At 49.7% G+C, this 18,316-nt stretch carries 11 protein-coding genes and 1 riboswitch; of the genes, 8 read left to right on the plus strand and 3 right to left on the minus strand.

Features of this window, described 5'->3' with window-relative positions; all coding sequences use genetic code 11:
• Window positions 1-23: 23 nt before the first annotated feature.
• The 3 genes from PORAS_RS08085 to PORAS_RS08095 form a co-directional block, all read right to left on the minus strand.
• Window positions 24-1,130 (minus strand): hypothetical protein, encoded by a 1,107-nt coding sequence (locus PORAS_RS08085; RefSeq protein WP_013760879.1) that lies wholly within the window; start codon window positions 1,128-1,130, stop codon window positions 24-26.
• A 186-nt stretch (window positions 1,131-1,316) separates the two neighbouring features.
• Window positions 1,317-1,529, minus strand: a riboswitch (cobalamin riboswitch).
• 876 nt (window positions 1,530-2,405) lie between these two features.
• Entirely contained in the window at window positions 2,406-3,569 is a 1,164-nt protein-coding gene (locus PORAS_RS08090; RefSeq protein ID WP_013760880.1) for an OmpA family protein, read from the minus strand.
• A 51-nt stretch (window positions 3,570-3,620) separates the two neighbouring features.
• Complete coding sequence (locus tag PORAS_RS08095; RefSeq protein WP_013760881.1) at window positions 3,621-4,784, minus strand: OmpA family protein; 1,164 nt, start codon at window positions 4,782-4,784, stop codon at window positions 3,621-3,623.
• Window positions 4,785-5,941: 1,157 nt separating this feature from the next.
• Here PORAS_RS08095 and PORAS_RS08100 point away from each other — a divergent pair.
• The 8 genes from PORAS_RS08100 (at window position 5,942) to PORAS_RS08135 (ending at window position 17,670) form a co-directional block, all read left to right on the plus strand.
• Window positions 5,942-6,724 carry a type III pantothenate kinase gene (locus PORAS_RS08100; protein WP_013760882.1) on the plus strand — a complete coding sequence of 261 codons (783 nt, stop codon included), beginning with the start codon at window positions 5,942-5,944 and terminating at the stop codon, window positions 6,722-6,724.
• 55 nt (window positions 6,725-6,779) lie between these two features.
• A complete protein-coding gene (gene bamG / locus PORAS_RS08105; RefSeq protein WP_013760883.1) occupies window positions 6,780-8,087 on the plus strand; it encodes a BamG family beta-barrel-assembly machinery protein in 1,308 nt (435 codons plus the stop codon).
• A 22-nt stretch (window positions 8,088-8,109) separates the two neighbouring features.
• The gene (locus PORAS_RS08110) at window positions 8,110-9,480 is read left to right on the plus strand and encodes a tetratricopeptide repeat protein (RefSeq protein WP_013760884.1); all 1,371 of its coding nucleotides are present in this window, start codon (window positions 8,110-8,112) and stop codon (window positions 9,478-9,480) included.
• Between the two features lie 118 nt (window positions 9,481-9,598).
• Window positions 9,599-10,207 (plus strand): LPS export ABC transporter periplasmic protein LptC, encoded by a 609-nt coding sequence (lptC, locus tag PORAS_RS08115; protein WP_245528023.1) that lies wholly within the window; start codon window positions 9,599-9,601, stop codon window positions 10,205-10,207.
• A 52-nt stretch (window positions 10,208-10,259) separates the two neighbouring features.
• Window positions 10,260-11,525 carry a hemolysin family protein gene (locus PORAS_RS08120; RefSeq protein WP_004331848.1) on the plus strand — a complete coding sequence of 422 codons (1,266 nt, stop codon included), beginning with the start codon at window positions 10,260-10,262 and terminating at the stop codon, window positions 11,523-11,525.
• A gap of 115 nt (window positions 11,526-11,640) precedes the next feature.
• Complete coding sequence (locus PORAS_RS08125) at window positions 11,641-13,803, plus strand: peptidylprolyl isomerase (RefSeq protein ID WP_004331865.1); 2,163 nt, start codon at window positions 11,641-11,643, stop codon at window positions 13,801-13,803.
• 272 nt (window positions 13,804-14,075) lie between these two features.
• A complete protein-coding gene (locus PORAS_RS08130; RefSeq protein ID WP_013760886.1) occupies window positions 14,076-15,596 on the plus strand; it encodes a Do family serine endopeptidase in 1,521 nt (506 codons plus the stop codon).
• 454 nt (window positions 15,597-16,050) lie between these two features.
• Window positions 16,051-17,670, plus strand: a complete 1,620-nt coding sequence (locus PORAS_RS08135) for an Ig-like domain-containing protein (protein ID WP_013760887.1) — start codon at window positions 16,051-16,053, stop codon at window positions 17,668-17,670.
• Window positions 17,671-18,316 lie beyond the last annotated feature (646 nt).

An 18,316-nucleotide genomic window follows, 5' to 3' on the forward strand; every position in this document is an offset into this window, starting at 1 on the left:
TAATTGAGTGAATATATAGTTTGTTATTGTCTGCATATACGATGCGATGTCGTAGCTCCGCCCTCTAGGCGTAAAAGTACGATATAGCAATCGCCCATAGCGGGCAAAGCGACCTTCGCACTACCCACAGAGAGTGGATGCGTTAGGATCAGTTGCCCATCTATATTATATAGGTATAGCGTACCAGTCACCTCACTCTCGATCTGTAGCTGCTTGTCGCTATAAGAGAGACGTACTGCTGGCGTAGCCGTAGGAGAAACGATGCTGGAGCCCTTGGCGAGAGGTCTGATACCCGCGAACTCGGTCGACACTTCACCCGTCACATCATTTTGCTGATGGACACCCGTCTGCACCTTGAGAAAGTCGATACGATCTAGCTGTACCAACTCACCCGCTGCATTGACCGCACTGTCTATATCAATGTGACTACCGGAGGAGTCGTTGGGGTGATTGTCTGCATAGCCATAAGCGTAAGGCTCAGATTGCCACTGTCCACTTGCGGAGTCTAGCTTCATACAGTCCGGCAGGAGGACCCCCATGAAGGTCACTTTATCACCCTCCCAGAGCGGATAGTAGCTATTGGTCGTGTGGTACTTATTGCGCGGTATGAGTCCCGACTCTCCCTCCGAGTCGCTCCAGGCGATGGGGTCGTTGTATGGATCTTTTGGCTTGTAGTAGGTGATTGTGTAGTCAAGGTTGCTACGATAGTCCTCGCTGCCACGGATGCGGTACCACGGGTCGTCCGCTAGTCCGTTGCCATTGACATCTTGGCTCACATAGATGATCCCCGGCTCCGCATTGCCAATGAAAGCATTGCCCAGTATGGCAAAGTCCGCCTGACCAGGCTGGTTGACCAATGCAGGCTGAATGCGTACGACAATGTACCCACCCCACCCACCGAGAGAGAGGAAGGTGTGCTCCTCGACAAGGCGCTTCTGCGCTTTGCGAAGAAGATCAGCATAAGTGGTGACATCTTGGCTCGCCATCGCCTCGCTACCCATAAATTGTCCTGGAGCTGGATGGTAAGCGAGCACCTCCGTGATGCGACTCTCCTGCGCAGAGAGTGTCGCCACACCTAGGAGGAGTAAACCGGTGAGGGTGTGCAGTACAAGCAAGTAGATATGTCTCATATCAATAGAGTCTAGGGGATTCAAGATACTATCTCAGTACCGCATAGTAGACTCTACGACTCAACAACTCAGTAGCTCAACGAGCCACCGACTAGGAGCATCTATCCTAGTCGTCTAGTGCATAGGGAGGAAGTATAAGCCCCTAGTTCGAAGCATATCGTACTGCAAAGTCCACGTTGCAGGCTGATGTGTACAACGATCATGGAAGGTCTTCTGGCTTAGCTCGCTAAGGTGTCTCCTTCCCACCCCTAGTAACGTTAGCAGGGCAGTGGTCTCATCTAGGTAGATGTCATCTTAGCCTGTGGGGAGCTTTACAGCAACGGGTTTGCTCAGGACTTGCACCTGATTCCCTCTTAGAGTGGCGTGACATACGCTACACCTCGCATAGGTGTAGTGAGCGGTATGCCTATCCACTAACCACAATCTCTTACAAAGGTACAGAAAAGCGACAGACTCAGCAAAGCTTCAGCTCCCCAGGGCTACGCATGATAATCCGATGCTCATATCTGTCGAGACGATTCCAGAGAAGAGACGTACTCACGTGGAAATTTTTCATCCTTCACGTAGCAACAAAAAAAATCCCCACGTAGAGACGAGATGAAACTTCGGAGAAATCAAATGATATGTCCGAGGGAATGATCCGCGCCTCCGTGGAGAATAAAAAATAGCCACGTGGAAAATGTCAAATCCCTACGTGACTATCGAGTCTGAGGTTAGAGGTTAGAAGTCAGAGATTAGAAGTTAGAGATTAGAAGTTAGAGACGTGTAACGATTTGTCTGCGTTGTGGTTTTTAACGAAGACAGCCCCCCTCTAGATGCTAGCCGTGCGTCCCTACAGATCGAGGTTACAGCGTTTGATGAATGGAATTGTCGTGCTGACGTAGCTTGTGTAGGGGCGGACCTACGTGTCCGCCCGCAGAATAGACTGCGCTCAGGTGAGGACGGGCGGACACACAGGTCCGCCCCTACGGTGGGAGCCCCCACCCCGCCGAGCGGTTCCCCGCCGAGCAGTCGACCGAGCTTGCGAAACGAGAAAAAACTTCGCTTTTTACTTGCATATGAACTTAGAAAGCAGGGCGACAACTCGTTTTGATACAACGATCACTGCTCATCAAGTGCCTCCTTTACTAAAGAGGACACGTATAAATAAAGAGAGGTGGCAACCATGGTCACCACCTCTCTTTATATTTAGATTTTTGTACCTCTACATGTCAAGCCTTATCTAGCAAAGAGTTATGCCATGACGATGTAAGAAGTAACTATCGTTGCTGTCGCTTACTTGATGCTGATGATAGCAACGCGGTTCCACTCGTTTGTAGCAAATGGCTGTACAGTGTCACCCTTGAAGTCGATGACGATATTGTCAGGGTTGACTCCGTAGTTGTTGATGAGGGCATTCTTAACAGCCTCAGCACGACGCTCTGAGAGTGACATGTTGATCTCTGGCGTACCAGTCTGCTCATCAGCATAGCCGACGATGTAGATCTTACCACCGTTTGCCTTTGCAGCCTCGGCAGAGTTGTATACGTTGATCATCTGGTTCTTGTCGATCTTAGCACTGCCGATACGGAAAGCTACGACGTTCTCTATAACGTTTACAGCCGTTGCAGGAGCTAGAGCATCAGGGCACTCAGGGCAAGATACAGGACGCTTACTGAGCTCAGCATTCTGAGCACGTAGCGAGCTGATCTGACCATTGAGGTCATTAACGAGTTCGTAGTCCATAGGAGTAATAGGCTGGAAGGCTACACGACCGAGCTTAAAGGTTAGACCTGCTGATACAAGAGCTGTAACGTCTGCAGGATTATGAGCCGTTAGAGTACCCTTGAAGTTGTTCTTAGAGACCATCATCTGACCCTCGAGGTTGAGGTCGACGCGCTTGCCTAGACGGAACTTGAGCGCAAGACCTCCATTGAACAGACCACTAAGATCATTCTCTGTACCAACTCTATCACCGCTCTTATCATCAGCTGAGTAGAACTTCATGTGTGCACCCAGACCAACGAAGGGAACGAGGTGGAAGACACGGTTCTCTCTGTATGGAGCGAAATAGTTGACTACGTCAAACATAAACTCTAGTGAAGCTGCTCCGAAGACGTTCTGATAGCGAACGACCTCGTTAGCTGGCTTCTCAAAGCTATATACATTCCATGCATAGCCACGTAGGCGGGTAGCAAAGTATGGTGAGTGCCAGCGTCCTAAAGAGAGACTGACAACGGGTGAGATGCGGTCTACAAACTCAGCGTCTCCATTAGCCTTGTTGCCAAAAGGTAGCATAGCAGCACCTCCATGTAGCTCAATAAACCAATGAGCAGCAGGGTCTTGCTCAAACTCCGTCTTATATGCGGGGCGGTTGTCGACCTCAGGAGCCTCCTGAGCTTGAGCCACGAAAGCTGTTAGGGCGACAACGAGTGATAGCATAAATACTTTTGCTTTCATATTTCTAGTGTGTTTAATTCGTAGATTGATGATTTGAGTGAGCTATGCGACTTACTTAGAGCGTATGATGACAACGCGATTCCAAGACTTGGTGTCAAATAGCTTGTCCGTAGCACCCTCCCACTGAGTCGTGATCATATCAGCAGATACGCCGAAGTCATTGATGAGGGCATTTGCGACAGCCTTAGCACGACGCTCTGATAGACCCAGGTTGTAGTTAGCATCACCAGTTGTGTCGGTATAGCCGATGACTAGGATAGGCGTATTGTTTGCCTTGACATACTCGCTGACGTTGTAGAGCGTGATCATCTGGTTCTTGTCGATGCGTGAGCTATCGAACTTGAAGAGGATGGTCTTGTCAGACATAACCTCTTTCGTAGTAGTCTGGGCAGTTAGCTCTGGGCACTCAGGGCAAGATACAGGACGCTTGCTGAGCTCTGCATTCTCTGCACGGAGTGAGCTGATCTGGCTGTTTAGGTCATTGATCAGAGCATAGTCCATAGGTACCACCTCTGTCCACTCGACACCACCCATGCGGAAGTTAAGACCGCCGGTGAGGGCTCCGTAGAGACCGTTGTAAGCATTAGGATTCCATACCTTCTCCTTAGGATCATTGGTGTAGTTAAAGTTGAAGTTGTTATAGATAGCCTTAGCCTCTACAACTAGATCAGCACGACGACCTAGACGGAACTGGAGCTGTAGACCAGCATCGAGAGCTGCAGTGTGATGAAGATCCTCAAATGCCTTGTTAAACTTCATGTTATAACCCACACCTGCAAATGGGATGATGTGGAAGACACGCTTAGCGTTGTAACGGCTGAAGTGATTGACGATGTCAAACATGAAGTCGTAGTGAGCTCCTACGAAGCTAGTCTCGTAGTTCCTCACTTCGTTGCCTACCTTATAGTAGGTGTGAGCCTGTGCTCCAACTAGATTGAGACGTGTAGCAAAGGAAGGTGTGTGGTACTTACCCAAAGAGAGTGAGTAAGACATCTGAAGACGATCCCCAAAGGGCTTCTCCTCATTACTTCCTACGAACTGAGCTCCCACACCACCTTGTAGTGTAAGGAACCAATGATCTGCTGCTGTGCCACGCTCAAAGGTTGTCTTGTAGACAGGCTTTGTGCCAGCTTGAGGTGCTACAGTCTCCTGAGCACTCAGCGTTAGAGTCGTTACTCCCAACAAGAGGGAGATCAGAAAGAGCTTTACTTTCATAATTATACTTTATCTTGTTACTGGTTTGTTTCTGATTAGTTTATAGTATGTTAGTGTATCGCTCGTACCCCTAGGATTATCTATATGAGCACGTAATACACTGCAAAAGTAGTATTATTTATCGACTTAACCAAATGGCGAACGGGATAGATGTTTTTTTTATCCCTCAAGGACTCTAGGCGGGCACTATCGCATAGTCTCTAATCTTACATTTCTTCTCAAGAAATCGACTCCACGACCTAAACGAACTGAGCTACTAAATAGGGAAACAAAATGCAAGGGAACTCAGGTAGATGCTCTAAAAGAGACCCTGCGAAGGAGCATCTATTTACTCTAGTAGAGATCGCTCTTAACACCTTATGAATGCTAGACAAAAACACTCTTACCATATCAATCAATAGAGGTCTCAGCTCTGGAGTACTCATTATGCTGCTAGACAAGAGCACCTCTATGAAGACATTTCTGAATGGTCAGGAAAGAATAAAACATTTTCCATGTGGATCTTCCGAATAGTGCCGTGATTAGTGGTTAGCTGTTGACGATCGGCTAGTGTCACTAGAAACAACTCTAACCTCAGGGCTGACGCATTATAATCGCTCTGTCAGGAGCTACACATTAGCGACAAGTGAGGCATAGATGAGCTCACTATAATATGTCACCCCTGCCCCCTAATTTCTAACCTCTAGTCTCCAATCTCTATTTACATATCTTTACGAGGCAATTCATCCGATTCCCTCCTTTCTCGAATATCCACGTGGAAAATCTCAAATCTCCACGTGGATATTTTTTATTTTCCACGTGGGCGTCATTCATTTCCTCCGAAGTTTCATTTCATTCCTCCGAAGAATTTTTTCTTCCCCACGTGGAAAATAAAAATTCTCCACCTAGATATTTCGAAATATCCACGTGGAAATCAGTTTTCCTCGACACAGCACCATATCGATTTGTAGTCGGGTCTAAATTATTGTAACGAGCCGACGTTGGATTTTTCCAGACAGGGCTGACGCATCATAATCGGATTTTCAAGAGCTACACACAACGATAGACGAGGAATAGAAAGGTAAACGAGCTCATTGTATATAATGCGTCAGCCCTGGCTCTAACCTCTAATCTCTAAAAGCTGTATCTTTGCGAGCCAAGCAGCAGTATATGACACTATGTCTCCCACATACCTTCTCATAGATCAGGGCAATAGTCGCCTTAAGATCGCATTAGCGACCGACGAGCAGCTCTACCCGACACGACTCTACCCCGAGCCGCCCACTAGCGACCAACTTTTGAAGTTGATACATACCCACCAGCTACCAGCAGAGCCCCTCTTCGCCATCTACAGCTCTGTGGGAGAGCGGGAAGCTTCTTGGCTTAACGCTATCAAAAGCATCTGCCAGCTCTTTGTCACGCTTGACGCAAAGACGCCGCTACCACTAGCTGAGATACAGTACGACAGGCAGAGCCTAGGCGTAGATCGCATAGCCAGTGTCGTCGGGGTAGCGCAGCTCACCACGGCTCCCGCTCTAATCATCGACATAGGGACTGCCATTACCTACGATCTGCTTCTACCCGAGAGACGCTACATGGGTGGCAACATTTCGCCTGGTCCTGAGCTACGACTACAAGCACTACACGACTACACGGCTCGGCTACCTCGTGTGCCATGGTCTGGCATTCATACACATCTAGACCTATGGCAGCAAGAGCTAGGAGAGCAGACGGATCAAGCGATATGGCTCGGTGTGGCACGAAGCATCGTACACGAGATTGACTCCTATATAGAGACCCTACGCCGGCACTACCCTAGTCTAGAGATATGGATTACGGGAGGATATGCTTCGGATTTTGTCAAGTGGCTAAAATATCCGACCTTTGTAGAGTCAAACTTAGTCGAACGAGGGCTACGTGACATACTACAATATCAAGTAGCGCGTTCTTGTGACAGTTAGCTATCCGTGACTTGAGATCGTCACAGATACCACCCCTTATTATAATACAGCATATATGTCTCGACACATAGCACGCATCACTACCATACTGGCGCTCCTAGCGACTACCTTCTTGATTCCAGTCGCTCTCTCCGCTCAGAGTAATACTACAGAGTCTCCCTACAGTCGTTTCGGCCTAGGCAGACTAGACAAGCAGACACCCCATGCCCTCAGAGGTATGGGCGGACTGACTACCGCTATACGAGACAATATGATCATCAATCCGGCCAACCCAGCCTCCTACACGGCGGTAGACTCGATGACCTTCCTCTTTGACTTTGGACTTTCTATGGGGATGAATATGCTCACTGAGGCTGGAAAGAGAGACGCACGTATGGTGGGTAACTTTGACTACGCTACGGCTCTGATACCTCTTGGCAAGCACTTCGCTGCCAGCGCTGGACTCGTCCCCTACTCGACCGTCGGCTATCGCTACGGCACTCGAGTGCCTGTACCTAACACGCAAGATCACTACGCTGCACACGCTTACAAAGGGCAAGGCAACCTACAGGAGGTTTATCTAGGCTTCGCGTGGAAGGTCTTACCCTACTGGTCTCTCGGCGTCAACGCTTCCTATCTCTTTGGTAATCTACAACATGAGCGTCGCATCACATACGACATTAAGGAGAGTCTCAACCCGACGTTCCTCGATCATCTTCGCATCCGCTCGCTAGGTATTCGTATCGGATCGCAAGGTATCATCCCTATCTCGACAGATGGTCACAAGATCAATATAGGCTTCACCTACGAGCCTAAGCTACCTATGTGGAGCCGACAACTATCCCTCCAGACGGAGGCTATAACAGGAAAAGGGGCTCAGGTCATCCATGCCGACACGATCTCTAGCAAGTCTCTTTTTGCCCGTCCACACGTCTTTAGCGCTGGTATAGCATACCAAATAGAGAATAAACTTATCGCTGGGGCGGATGTCAAATATAGCAGATGGGGCGAAGCTCTAGCCAATAACCAATCACTAGACTACCAGGGGGTAGACCAGTGGCAAGTGGCTCTAGGCATGTCGTGGGTACCTAACGATCGCTCTTCACGCTACGGACAGCGTATAGCTTATCGCGCTGGTCTGCAAGGTGAGAATGCGTACCTACGTATTCCAAACAGCCTGGGGGGCTACAACTCCTACTACCAGATAGGAGCTAATCTAGGACTCGGACTACCACTCGTGGACAAGAGATCACATGTGGACGTAAATCTTGGATACTCCTACCTGCGTCCTTCCAGTGGAACGGGACTTGCGGAGCACTATCTGACGCTGAGTGTAGCACTACGCTTTAACGAAGCGTGGTTCAAGCCCATCAAACTTGATTAAAAACCTTTTGTACATACCGATCATGATGAAACTGAAGAATCTATTAACCCCTATACTAGTCCTCCTAGCGACCTCGCTAACGCTTGGGGCTCAGACTGGTGTGGAGACGGGTACTCCTTTTGGCTCTGGGGATGACAGCATTCAGTGCCGACAAAACATCAGCCTTTTCACCTCTTATGTCAAGGGAAATAACTTTAAGGAGGCCTACCCATTTTGGCTTGAGGCTCTAGAGAAGTGCCCTGCATCGACAAAGAACATCTACCTCTACGGAGTGCAGATTATGAACTGGAAGATCGAGACCGCCCAAGATGACGCTGCTCGTCAGGACGCTATCGAGAAGCTCCTCAAGCTATACGATATGCGTATCAAGTACTTTGGCGACGATCCTAAGTATGGTAAGGACTATATAACCACCGCTAAGATCAACGACTATCTGCGCCTCTATGGTGATAAGGCTAGCTACGACAAGATCTACGAATGGGCAAAGCCTGTCGTAGAGGAGATGGGCGAGGAGACTGAGAGCCAGCTAGTTTACTTCTTTGTTTTCGCCTCGATGAATAAGGCGATCGGTAACCCTGACTGGCACGAGCACTATGTCGATGACTACATGACAGGAAATGGTATCCTACAGAACGATGTCGATGCGCTCACTCAAGCTGGCGACACAGTCAAGCTACAAAACATACAAGCGCTTAAGGGGCAGCTCGATGAGCTATTCGCCACAAGCGGTCTAGCCGACTGTGATATGCTGATCAAGATCTATGGTGATGGCCTAGAGAAAAACAAGGACAACATCAAGTATCTCCAGGCAATGCTTGATATGTTTCGCTATGCTAAGTGCGAAAACAGCCCTCTCTACGCTACCGCAAGCCGCTACCTATACAACATCAAGCCGACAGCAGCTGCTGCTATGGGACTAGCTTCTGACTGCATCAATAAGGGGCAAATGAGCCAAGCTAAGCAGTACCTCAACGATGCTGTCTCGCTCACCTCGGACAAGCGTCTCCAAGCTACAGTGTACTACACGCTCGGTGTCATCGACATGAAGGCGCACAGCTACGCATCGGCACGTCAATACTGCAACAAAGCTATGGCCGCCAATCCTTCTTTTGGAGCCCCGCTTATCTTGATCGCACAAATGTACGCAGCCTCTGCTAAGAGCATCTTCCCCAATGATCCTCTCAGACAGCGTCTCGTGTACGGGCTTGCTATTGACAAACTACAGAGAGCTCGCAGCATAGACAGCAGCGTCGCCGGTGAGGCTGGTAGACTGATCAGCCAATACTCAAGCTATCTGCCCTCTCAGCAGGAAATCTTCTTCGAGCCTAACCTGAACGTGGGAGACTCCTTCTACGTAGGTGGGTGGATCGGAGAGTCTACACGCATTCGCTAAGACTGCTTCTGACAATGGATCTACCTAAGTAGACTTCATATATACAAATAGGTCAGCCAGCTAGTGGGACTTCATGAGTTCACTAAGCTGGCTGACCTACTAGCTTTATCACTCTTAGATGATAAAACACACGTGCCAGAGCCGACAGATGCTCTTACTATGCTTCAGCTTACTAGCTGCGGCTTTTCTCGCTGTGACTAGTTGTCAACGCAAGGATCCACCACCACTCTCCGACGTAGGACTAGATCCTGAGACCGCTTACTCAATGTACACCCGTGATGTGCGAGCACTCGTTGCTGACTCAGGTATCACGCAGTACAGGCTAATCACGCCTGAGTGGTATGTGTACAGCAAAAACGACAAAGTGGGCAGAGAGGCTCACTGGTACTTTCCTCATGGGCTCTACACGGAGCAGTTTGACGAGCGAGACAGTACGACCGTCTTCGTAGAGGCTGACTCCGCTTTCTACTGGACTGATCGTAAGCTATGGGAGCTACATGGAGAGGTCAACGTACGCAATCGCATCGGTTCGCGCTTTTACTCCCACCTTCTCTATTGGGATCAAGAGGAGAAGCGCATCTACACCCCAGACAGTGTATGGATAGATACTCCAGAGCGGAGCATCAAAGGGTGCGACTTCGAGAGCGACGAGCAGTTCACCAGATACACTTTCCACGGGAGCAGTGGCCAGACGCTCGTAAAGGATGATCCCGCAATGAGCGAGTAGAAAAGATCTGTATATTTCCACTATCTTTGCAAACACTTGAAGCATCTACTACATGGCTGACACGATTTGGCTACTGATCTACATAGTCTTGCTCTTACTCCTCTCGGGATTCTTCTCGGGGACTGAGATTGCCTACCTCTCGGCAGATCGCCTGCGTCTCAAGCTCGACTCTAAGCGAGGGGGCATCATCGGGCGTACGCTCTCGATGCTCTATCGTCGTCCAGACCGCTTCATCACCACCCTACTCGTAGGCAACAACATCGTACTGGTCATCTACGGAATGGTCATGACGAGACTCTTTGCCCCGCTACTAGCTCCCATTAGTAGCAATGTGGTCTTTCAGATCACGATCAATTCGCTCGTTTCTACCTTTATCATCGTTATCTTCGGAGAGTATCTGCCCAAAGCACGTAATCGGATGAATCCCAACCAGCAGATGTATCGTAAAGCGCTGCCGTCGGGATTCTTTCACATACTCCTCTACCCGATCACGCTCCTCTCCACAGGGCTCTCGAAGCTCTTTATGCTGCTATTACCGAAAGACGCTATGCCAGCCACTGAGGAGCACCCCAAGCTTACGACTCTAGACCTAGACAACTACCTCAACATGAGTCAAAGTGGAGAAGGATCTAGCGATCTCGACACAGAGGTCAAGATCATTCAAAACGCCATCGACTTCTCCACCACACAGGTGAGAGACTGCATGATCCCGCGCAACGAGATCGTCTCTTGTGAGATCGGCACTGATGCTGAGACGCTCACCTCTCTCTTTATCTCTACTGGACTGACCAAGATCATCGTTTATAGAGAAAACATTGACAATGTACTAGGGTACATTCACTCGGCCGAGATGTTCAAAGGTCCTGACTGGCAGGGGCGTGTACGTACCGCTGTCTTTGTTCCTGAGAGTATGAATGGGCAGAAGCTCATGGGGATCCTCATGCAGCGCAAGAAGTCCATCGCAATCGTTATCGACGAGCTGGGAGGCACCTCGGGACTCATCACCCTCGAAGATCTCGTGGAGGAGATTTTCGGCGACATTGAGGACGAGCATGATCAAAACAAAATCGTCTCTAAGCACAACGCAGACGGCTCCTACACCTTCAGCGGACGACTAGAGATCGACGATGCCAACGAGCAGTGGGAGCTCGCACTCCCCACGAGCGACGAATATATCACCATCGCTGGGCTTATCATCAATCATCTTGAGCGCATCCCTGTGCCAGGGGAGCAGATACTTATTGGCAAGCTACACTTTGACATTATCAAGTCGACAGACACCCGTATAGAACTTGTGAAGATGTGGAAAGACCTCTGATAACTGAAATTTAACTACCTTTGCCACCTAGATAGCTTTCACGCCCTATTCTACCCAACGGAGGATAGTCGGAAAGCAAGACTCCTAGAGAAGAAAAAACAGATAGTACTATATAATGGCTACGCTACAGAAAATTAGAAATCGTGCCGGCCTGCTCATCATCGTAGTAGGTGTCGCACTCTTAGCATTTATCATCGGTGATGGTCTACGATCAGGTTCGTCACTGCTTCAGGACAACAAGATGGTTGCTCTCAAAATTGACGGCAAGAAAGTCAAGTACGACGAGTACCAGCAGCTTCTCACCCAGCGCACGGAGCCGTACGAGCGTCAGCGCCAAGGCAAGCTAACGGATCAAGATCGTGTACAGATCAGCAATCAGCTAGCACAGGAGCTCATAGCCGACTACGTCCTAGAGCAGGAGGCTAAAGCGATCGGTCTACGTGTCACCCCTGCAGAGGTCTCTGCACTCATCTTTGGCGAGGGGCTACCCACGTCACAGTGGGCGACACAGTTCTTCTCACAGTTTGGAGTAGACATGGGAGATCCTGAGCAGATCCGCAGCATCATGAGCGAGCTGGACATGGACAAGATCAAGAGCCTTCCAGCAGAGCAGCAAAGCATGATGATCTCTGTACGCAATCAGTGGTTGGAGACAGAGAAGCAGATCCGTACACAGCGACTCTCTGAGAAGGTCAACGCACTACTCACTCGTAGCTACGCCATCAACTCACTCGATGAGAAGTACACCGTAGGGCTAGGCACGCGTACCGTTGCTGTCGTACGCACACCTAGTACCATCCTGCCTAATGATCAGGTTACAGTAACAGACCAGCAAGTACAGGCTTACTACGATAGCCACAAGCAGCTTTATGCATTCCCCTTTGAGCAGGCTAAGGTCAACTACTACAGTACTCTAGTACGTCCTAGCGAAGCTGACTATGCAGCTGCCAAGGCGGAGGTAGACACCGCACGTCTTCAGCTACTAGCCACGACAACTCCCGCTAAGGTTGTTCGCAACTATGACAATGGCAACGCCTACGAGACCTACTTCACAGACAAGGAGCTAGAGCAATATCTCTCTACCATACCTAATGCCATGACTATGCTGCGCGAAGGTGCCATAGGTAGTGTCAACGAGCCTGTCGTTGTCAATGACAGCTACACACTTATCAAGCTCATCGATCGCAAGCAGGCTCCCGAGGAGGTAAAGGTCAATCTGATCCCGCTCGATACAACCAATGCGCTAAAGGCTGATAGTCTGATAGCGGCCATCCAGAGTGGATCTGCCACGCTTGCTCAGATCGTAGCCACCTACTCTATGGATGAGCAGGTTAAGGCAAATGGCGGTTATCTCATCAACCAGGATAGCTACACCGGTATGCCCGACAGCACCTTTACCGAGGCAGAGCTCTTCGGCATGGGGCTAGACACACTAACTAAGACGCCTATCAACCAGTTTGTCAAGATGGAGAGACCAGGAGCTACGCTACTCGTTCGTAGGACAGCCCCCACAGCGTCTGTCAATCACTACAAGATCGCACAGCTCACAGTACCCATCAACTTCTCCGAGGAGACCTTCCGGAAGGAGCAAGCTAAGATCAACGAGATCTTTACGAGTGACAAGAGCTTTGACAAAATGATGGAAGACGCTCAGGCAGCTGGTCTATCAGTCGTTCGTGGCGAGTATGTCAATAGTTCATCGGCAGCTCTCGCCTCGATCCCCAACTCTCGAGAGATCATCAGCTGGGCTCTACGCTCTAAGGCTGGTGCAGTATCAGACAAGCTCTTCCGCTGTGGTGAAAACGACTACCTAGTCGTAGCACAAGTAGAGAAAAAGTACCCCGCAGGCTTCCAGCCCTTCGAGCAGGTGGCAGATCGAGTACGTGACATCGTCTTGATGGAGCAGCGTGGCGACCAACTCGCATCTAACCTTGCAGGCAAGCAGCTGAAGAGCCTGAACAGCTATGCCACGGAGATGCAGTCCAGCGTAGACACGCTCTACAACATCAGCTACGTCACTGCGCCCAGTACACCCTCAGCACTTGTGGGCAAGGCTATGACGACGGCTATCGGTCAGCTCTCTGCTCCATTCCGTGCTGGCACGGAGGTAGTTGTCCTCCAGCCTATCTCGGAGAACGTAGATGCTTCTGTCACGAAGCCATCCCCTGCAGCTACAGCTCAGAAGCGTCGCTCCTATGGACAGCAGATGGCATACAGAGCTATGCAAGAGCTCATCATGAAGACTCCTGTCGAGGATACACGCTACCGTTTCTGGTAAGACTCCCGACAGATAAGCGTCCCTAAGTACGCTTCCATAATATATAGTAGACGCACACCTGTAGACAAGCGGGTGTGCGTCTTCTCATTTCAAGCGAATTTCTCTTGTAAAGCTTGTGCTCGACAAGCTCTCTAATGCAACATTTAGCCACTTCAATCGTCTATTGGATATAGCGCCTCCCAGGCCCGGGTGACTGTAAGCTCAGCTCATCAGCCTATGAGGACTATCCATACGATGAACCTATTAGCAAGAAGATATAACCCTTCAATACTATGAACAAATACCTCAAATACTTACTCCTGACGCTAGGCATAGCCCTCGTCAGTGGTTTCGTCTCGTGGGGGGTAGTACGTGCCACCCTCGGAAATGCAACATCTACAGACGGATCCTCCTACTCCGCCCTAAGTCAGGGCAACTACCCAAGCTCAGAAAACGACTACGGCTTCCTGCAGTCCGACTACGAGCTCACCTCCAGTCGTACTGTAGGCAATGCCCCCGATCTCTCTCCCGCTGCGGAGCTAGCAGTACAAGCAGTCGTACATATCAAGGTAGAGGGCGAGCAGACTATTGATTATATAGATCCCTTCGAGTTTTTCTTTGGCGGGGGGCGAGGCTTCGACCGTCCGCAGTCACGCACCGTCACCAGCTTCGGGTCTGGTGTCATCATCAGCACCGATGGGTACATTATTACGAACAATCACGTAGTCGAGGGTGCTAAGAGCATCTCCGTATCACTCAATGACAGCCGCACTTTTGAGGCTAAGCTCATCGGATCAGACCCCACCGTAGACATAGCACTGCTCAAGGTCGATGCTAAGGATCTGCCCACCATTCCCTTTGGCGATAGTGACAAGATCAAGCTCGGCGAGTGGGTACTTGCCGTAGGCAACCCATTCAACCTGACAGGTACCGTCACAGCGGGTATCATCAGTGCTAAGGCACGTAGCACCGCTGTCGAGGGTCCTCAGGGGACGGCCCAGATAGCCCGCTACATACAGACAGACGCTGCCGTAAACCGTGGTAATAGTGGTGGCGCGCTCGTAGATGCTCAGGGTCGACTCATAGGTATCAATACCATGATCTTCTCTGAGACAGGCAATTACTCTGGTTACTCCTTTGCTGTTCCTATCAATACGGCAGCTAAAGTAGTTAGCGACCTCAAGAAGTATGGCTCCGTACAGCGTGCTGTCCTAGGCATCGTCGGAGGAACGGTCAATGAGGATATCAAAAAGGAGAAAAAGCTCAAAGTCTCTCAGGGTGTCTACGTCAATGAGTTCTCTGAGGTCAGCGCAGCCTACGCTGCTGGTATCGAGGAGGGCGATGTCATCATCGCCATCGATGGCAACAAGATCACCGAGATGGGCGAGCTACAGGAGCGCATCGGTCGTTGCCGTCCTGGAGATACTATCATCGTCACCGTAGACCGCAAGGGCACTAAGCGAGACTTCAAGGTAACGCTCAAAAACGATGAGGGTAGCACAGAGATCGTCAAGAGAGACAGCAGTAGCCTCCTCGGAGCCTCCCTACGAGAGATCTCGGGCGATCAGCTACGCAAGCAAGGCGTCAGCTATGGTCTGGAGGTCGTCAAGGTTGGCAAGGGCAAACTCCAGGAGGCAGGAGTCAAGGAGGGCTTTATCATCCTCTCGATCAATAATAAGGCTGTACGCAGTGTCTCTGCAGCACGCAAGCTGGTTGATGCAGCTCAGAAGACCCGCTTCGGAGACAAAGCGATACTACTCAAGGGCTTCTACCCTGGTGGCTCTATGAAGTACTACGCTATCGATCTCAGCTAGCACACATCGACGGGAAGCATCCTAACAAATAGTCAGAGTGATCCAGCAGACTTTTCTTTTGACTGGGTCACTCTGATTTCATACCAGCACACTACTATGACGGGCGGATCTATGGGTTCGCCCGTTTTTTGTATCCATTGAGACTGTTGCAAAGTCAACAGTCTCACAATCTTGCGAGCAAGATTGTCTAGACTTTGCAGAAAGGATGAAGCGCAAGGCGCTGAGGGTGAGGACTGAAGGGAGCATACCTCCGTATGTGACCGAAGCCGAATCCCGAAAGCAACACAGCGATTCGCCTTTATGCAACAGTCTCCCATTAGCACCAAGAGATATTAGCAATACTTGCTTTTGAGTTGTTATTTTATTACCTTAGACCTCAGATAGGTTTTAAAACCCTAACGAGACATAGCTCTCACCCCTCTTAAGCAAGATACTAACTAACATCAATAGTGCTATGAGAAAACTATCAGCCATTCTATTCGCAGGTCTATTAGTCTTAGGACTTGCGTCTTGTGACGATGATCCAATCAACCCACTTCCCACTGAGCCAGTCAGTCTGACGCTGACACCCACAGCAGTCACACTCAAGGTAGACGAGACGACACAGCTCACAGCAACTGTCGAGCCTAGGGATCGGACCTTTACCATCACCTTCACTAGCGACAATGAGCAGGTAGCCACGGTCGATGCTAAGGGACTCGTCAAGGCTGTTGCTGAGGGTCGTGCCCGTATCACCGCCAGAGTGGGCAGTCTCACAGAGCAGTGCGCCGTAACTGTATCAAACTCAGCTCCAAGCATAAAACTAGAACTACGCACCCCCACGCTAACTATACAAAAGGGCAAGACTGCGCAGATAGACTACACAGTCACACCAGCAGATACGCCCGTCACCTTCGTGAGTGACAAGACCGAGATCGCTACCGTCGATGCACAAGGTGTCGTGACTGCTATCGCTGCAGGCAGTGCGACCATCACCCTTGCCGCCGCAGGTCAGGAGGCTCAGGTAGCAGTCACCGTAACAGACAATGGCGGTGGCAAGACCCCTCAGGGACTCAATGAGCTCCCCATTCTAAACTTCAATCCTGAGTATAATTTTGGAGATGGTCTAATCAGTGATCCAGAGATACTAGACCACGAGGCTCAGCTAGGGCGTGTCTCTCAGCCCATAACGATCGGAACGGATGAGTATGGTCAGGCTATAACGATCACTAACAGTTTTGTCAATACCGACCTAACTATCACGGCTGTCGCTTACCGACTAGCCACTGAGGATGGTGAGGATGCCATCCTAGCCTTGAGCAAGGAGTCTATAGCAGACTGCCCTAAGACCCTGGCTATGCTAGCCGAGTACGGATTTACAAGTCTACAGGACGAGCAGTTTCAGGGGGGCGCTCCAGCGAAGGTAGGCAAGAAAAACGACGACCCCTCTATCAGCGTGCAGCTCTACGATGAGCCTATATCCCAGACACAGTCTATCCTGTCGATAGCATTCATAAAGAGTGAGCAAGAGAAGGAGATCGATACAGATCACCCCATCCTACCAGCTGTCAAGGACTTCCCCAACTATGCGGCTCTCATGACTGGAGACGTAGCCAAGATCAAAGCTGCCGAGGAGCAGATCGGGCTACGGGAGTATTGGTCAGGCGTCAGCGATGAGCCAGAGGCTAATCTCATGTTCGCTACCAAAGATAATCTCGAGTCTCAGACAAATATCAAAACCGCATATTACGTCTATACACCTACGAGAGGCGTTCGATTTGTCAATTGTATGGTTAACTTCATCAAGCGTCGGGAGGATCTATCTAATCCTAAGATCAAAGAGTGGTTCACAGCCAACGGCTTCGGCGAGAACTATCGATACGATGTTGAGCAGGGAGTAGCCACTAGCCTAGACGCTACAGGTAAGGTAGCCTGCGAGATCTACATTGACACAGGTCGAAATCGTGCATACCTCCGGGTCTTCGGAAATGAGACAACTGAGTCTGCTAGAGTGACACGTCGTCTAGCAAGTGAGCAGTACGACAGAGTATTGTATCGTCCTATACCAGTGAGAGGTCTCAAGGCGCTTCGCTAATCCTTTATCACTAAGCATCCATAGACTAGCCACACCATACATGGCACCACATGCTTTATGACTAATTTCTATCTGGGGGTCTTGGAGACAATCTAGGGTTAACCCATTATAGTCACACGACTCCGGCACACGATAGCCACGTGGGAAATTTCAAATCCCCACGTGGCTATTTTTCTTTTTCCACGTGGGCGTGAATCATTTCCTCCGAAGTTTCATTTGATTCCTCCGAAGTTTTATTTCGCCTCCACGTGGGGATTTTTCTTTTTCCACGTGGAGATTTGAAAATCCCCACGTGGGGATCAGCACCATCTAGAGCAAAAGCATCTCAAGGGGTAATGTGAGAAAGCCGATCTATAGCGTATCGGATCTAAATTTGCTCAGCACTTCACAATAAAAATTAGCTTTCGTGAGATTTGTAGGAAACGCACAACTTGAGTGTCCTTTGTAGTAAATCGAGACGAGCTTTAGCATCAAATACCTGACACTGTGTCATTTGTAACAGAGAGTGCACGAGCCGCGCATCCCTACAAATTGTTACTCGTCTCATCGTGCTACCCAATTTGCGGGAGTTGATTGTTACGGGATCGCTTGTCTATGAATTATTTTTTTCTTAACTTAGCACGCAGAGAGCAGGAGATGACTTCGG

The sequence above is a fragment of the Porphyromonas asaccharolytica DSM 20707 genome (genome assembly GCF_000212375.1).
GTDB lineage: Bacteria > Bacteroidota > Bacteroidia > Bacteroidales > Porphyromonadaceae > Porphyromonas > Porphyromonas asaccharolytica.

Bases quoted from the DNA above. Each gene is read 5' to 3' on its own strand.
- PORAS_RS08085 (WP_013760879.1), bottom strand. From the start codon at position 1,130: ATGAGACATATCTACTTGCTTGTACTGCACACCCTCACCGGTTTACTC.
- PORAS_RS08090 (WP_013760880.1), bottom strand. From the start codon at position 3,569: ATGAAAGCAAAAGTATTTATGCTATCACTCGTTGTCGCCCTAACAGCT.
- PORAS_RS08095 (WP_013760881.1), bottom strand. From the start codon at position 4,784: ATGAAAGTAAAGCTCTTTCTGATCTCCCTCTTGTTGGGAGTAACGACT.
- PORAS_RS08100 (WP_013760882.1), top strand. From the start codon at position 5,942: ATGTCTCCCACATACCTTCTCATAGATCAGGGCAATAGTCGCCTTAAG.
- bamG (WP_013760883.1), top strand. From the start codon at position 6,780: ATGTCTCGACACATAGCACGCATCACTACCATACTGGCGCTCCTAGCG.
- PORAS_RS08110 (WP_013760884.1), top strand. From the start codon at position 8,110: ATGATGAAACTGAAGAATCTATTAACCCCTATACTAGTCCTCCTAGCG.
- lptC (WP_245528023.1), top strand. From the start codon at position 9,599: ATGATAAAACACACGTGCCAGAGCCGACAGATGCTCTTACTATGCTTC.
- PORAS_RS08120 (WP_004331848.1), top strand. From the start codon at position 10,260: ATGGCTGACACGATTTGGCTACTGATCTACATAGTCTTGCTCTTACTC.
- PORAS_RS08125 (WP_004331865.1), top strand. From the start codon at position 11,641: ATGGCTACGCTACAGAAAATTAGAAATCGTGCCGGCCTGCTCATCATC.
- PORAS_RS08130 (WP_013760886.1), top strand. From the start codon at position 14,076: ATGAACAAATACCTCAAATACTTACTCCTGACGCTAGGCATAGCCCTC.
- PORAS_RS08135 (WP_013760887.1), top strand. From the start codon at position 16,051: ATGAGAAAACTATCAGCCATTCTATTCGCAGGTCTATTAGTCTTAGGA.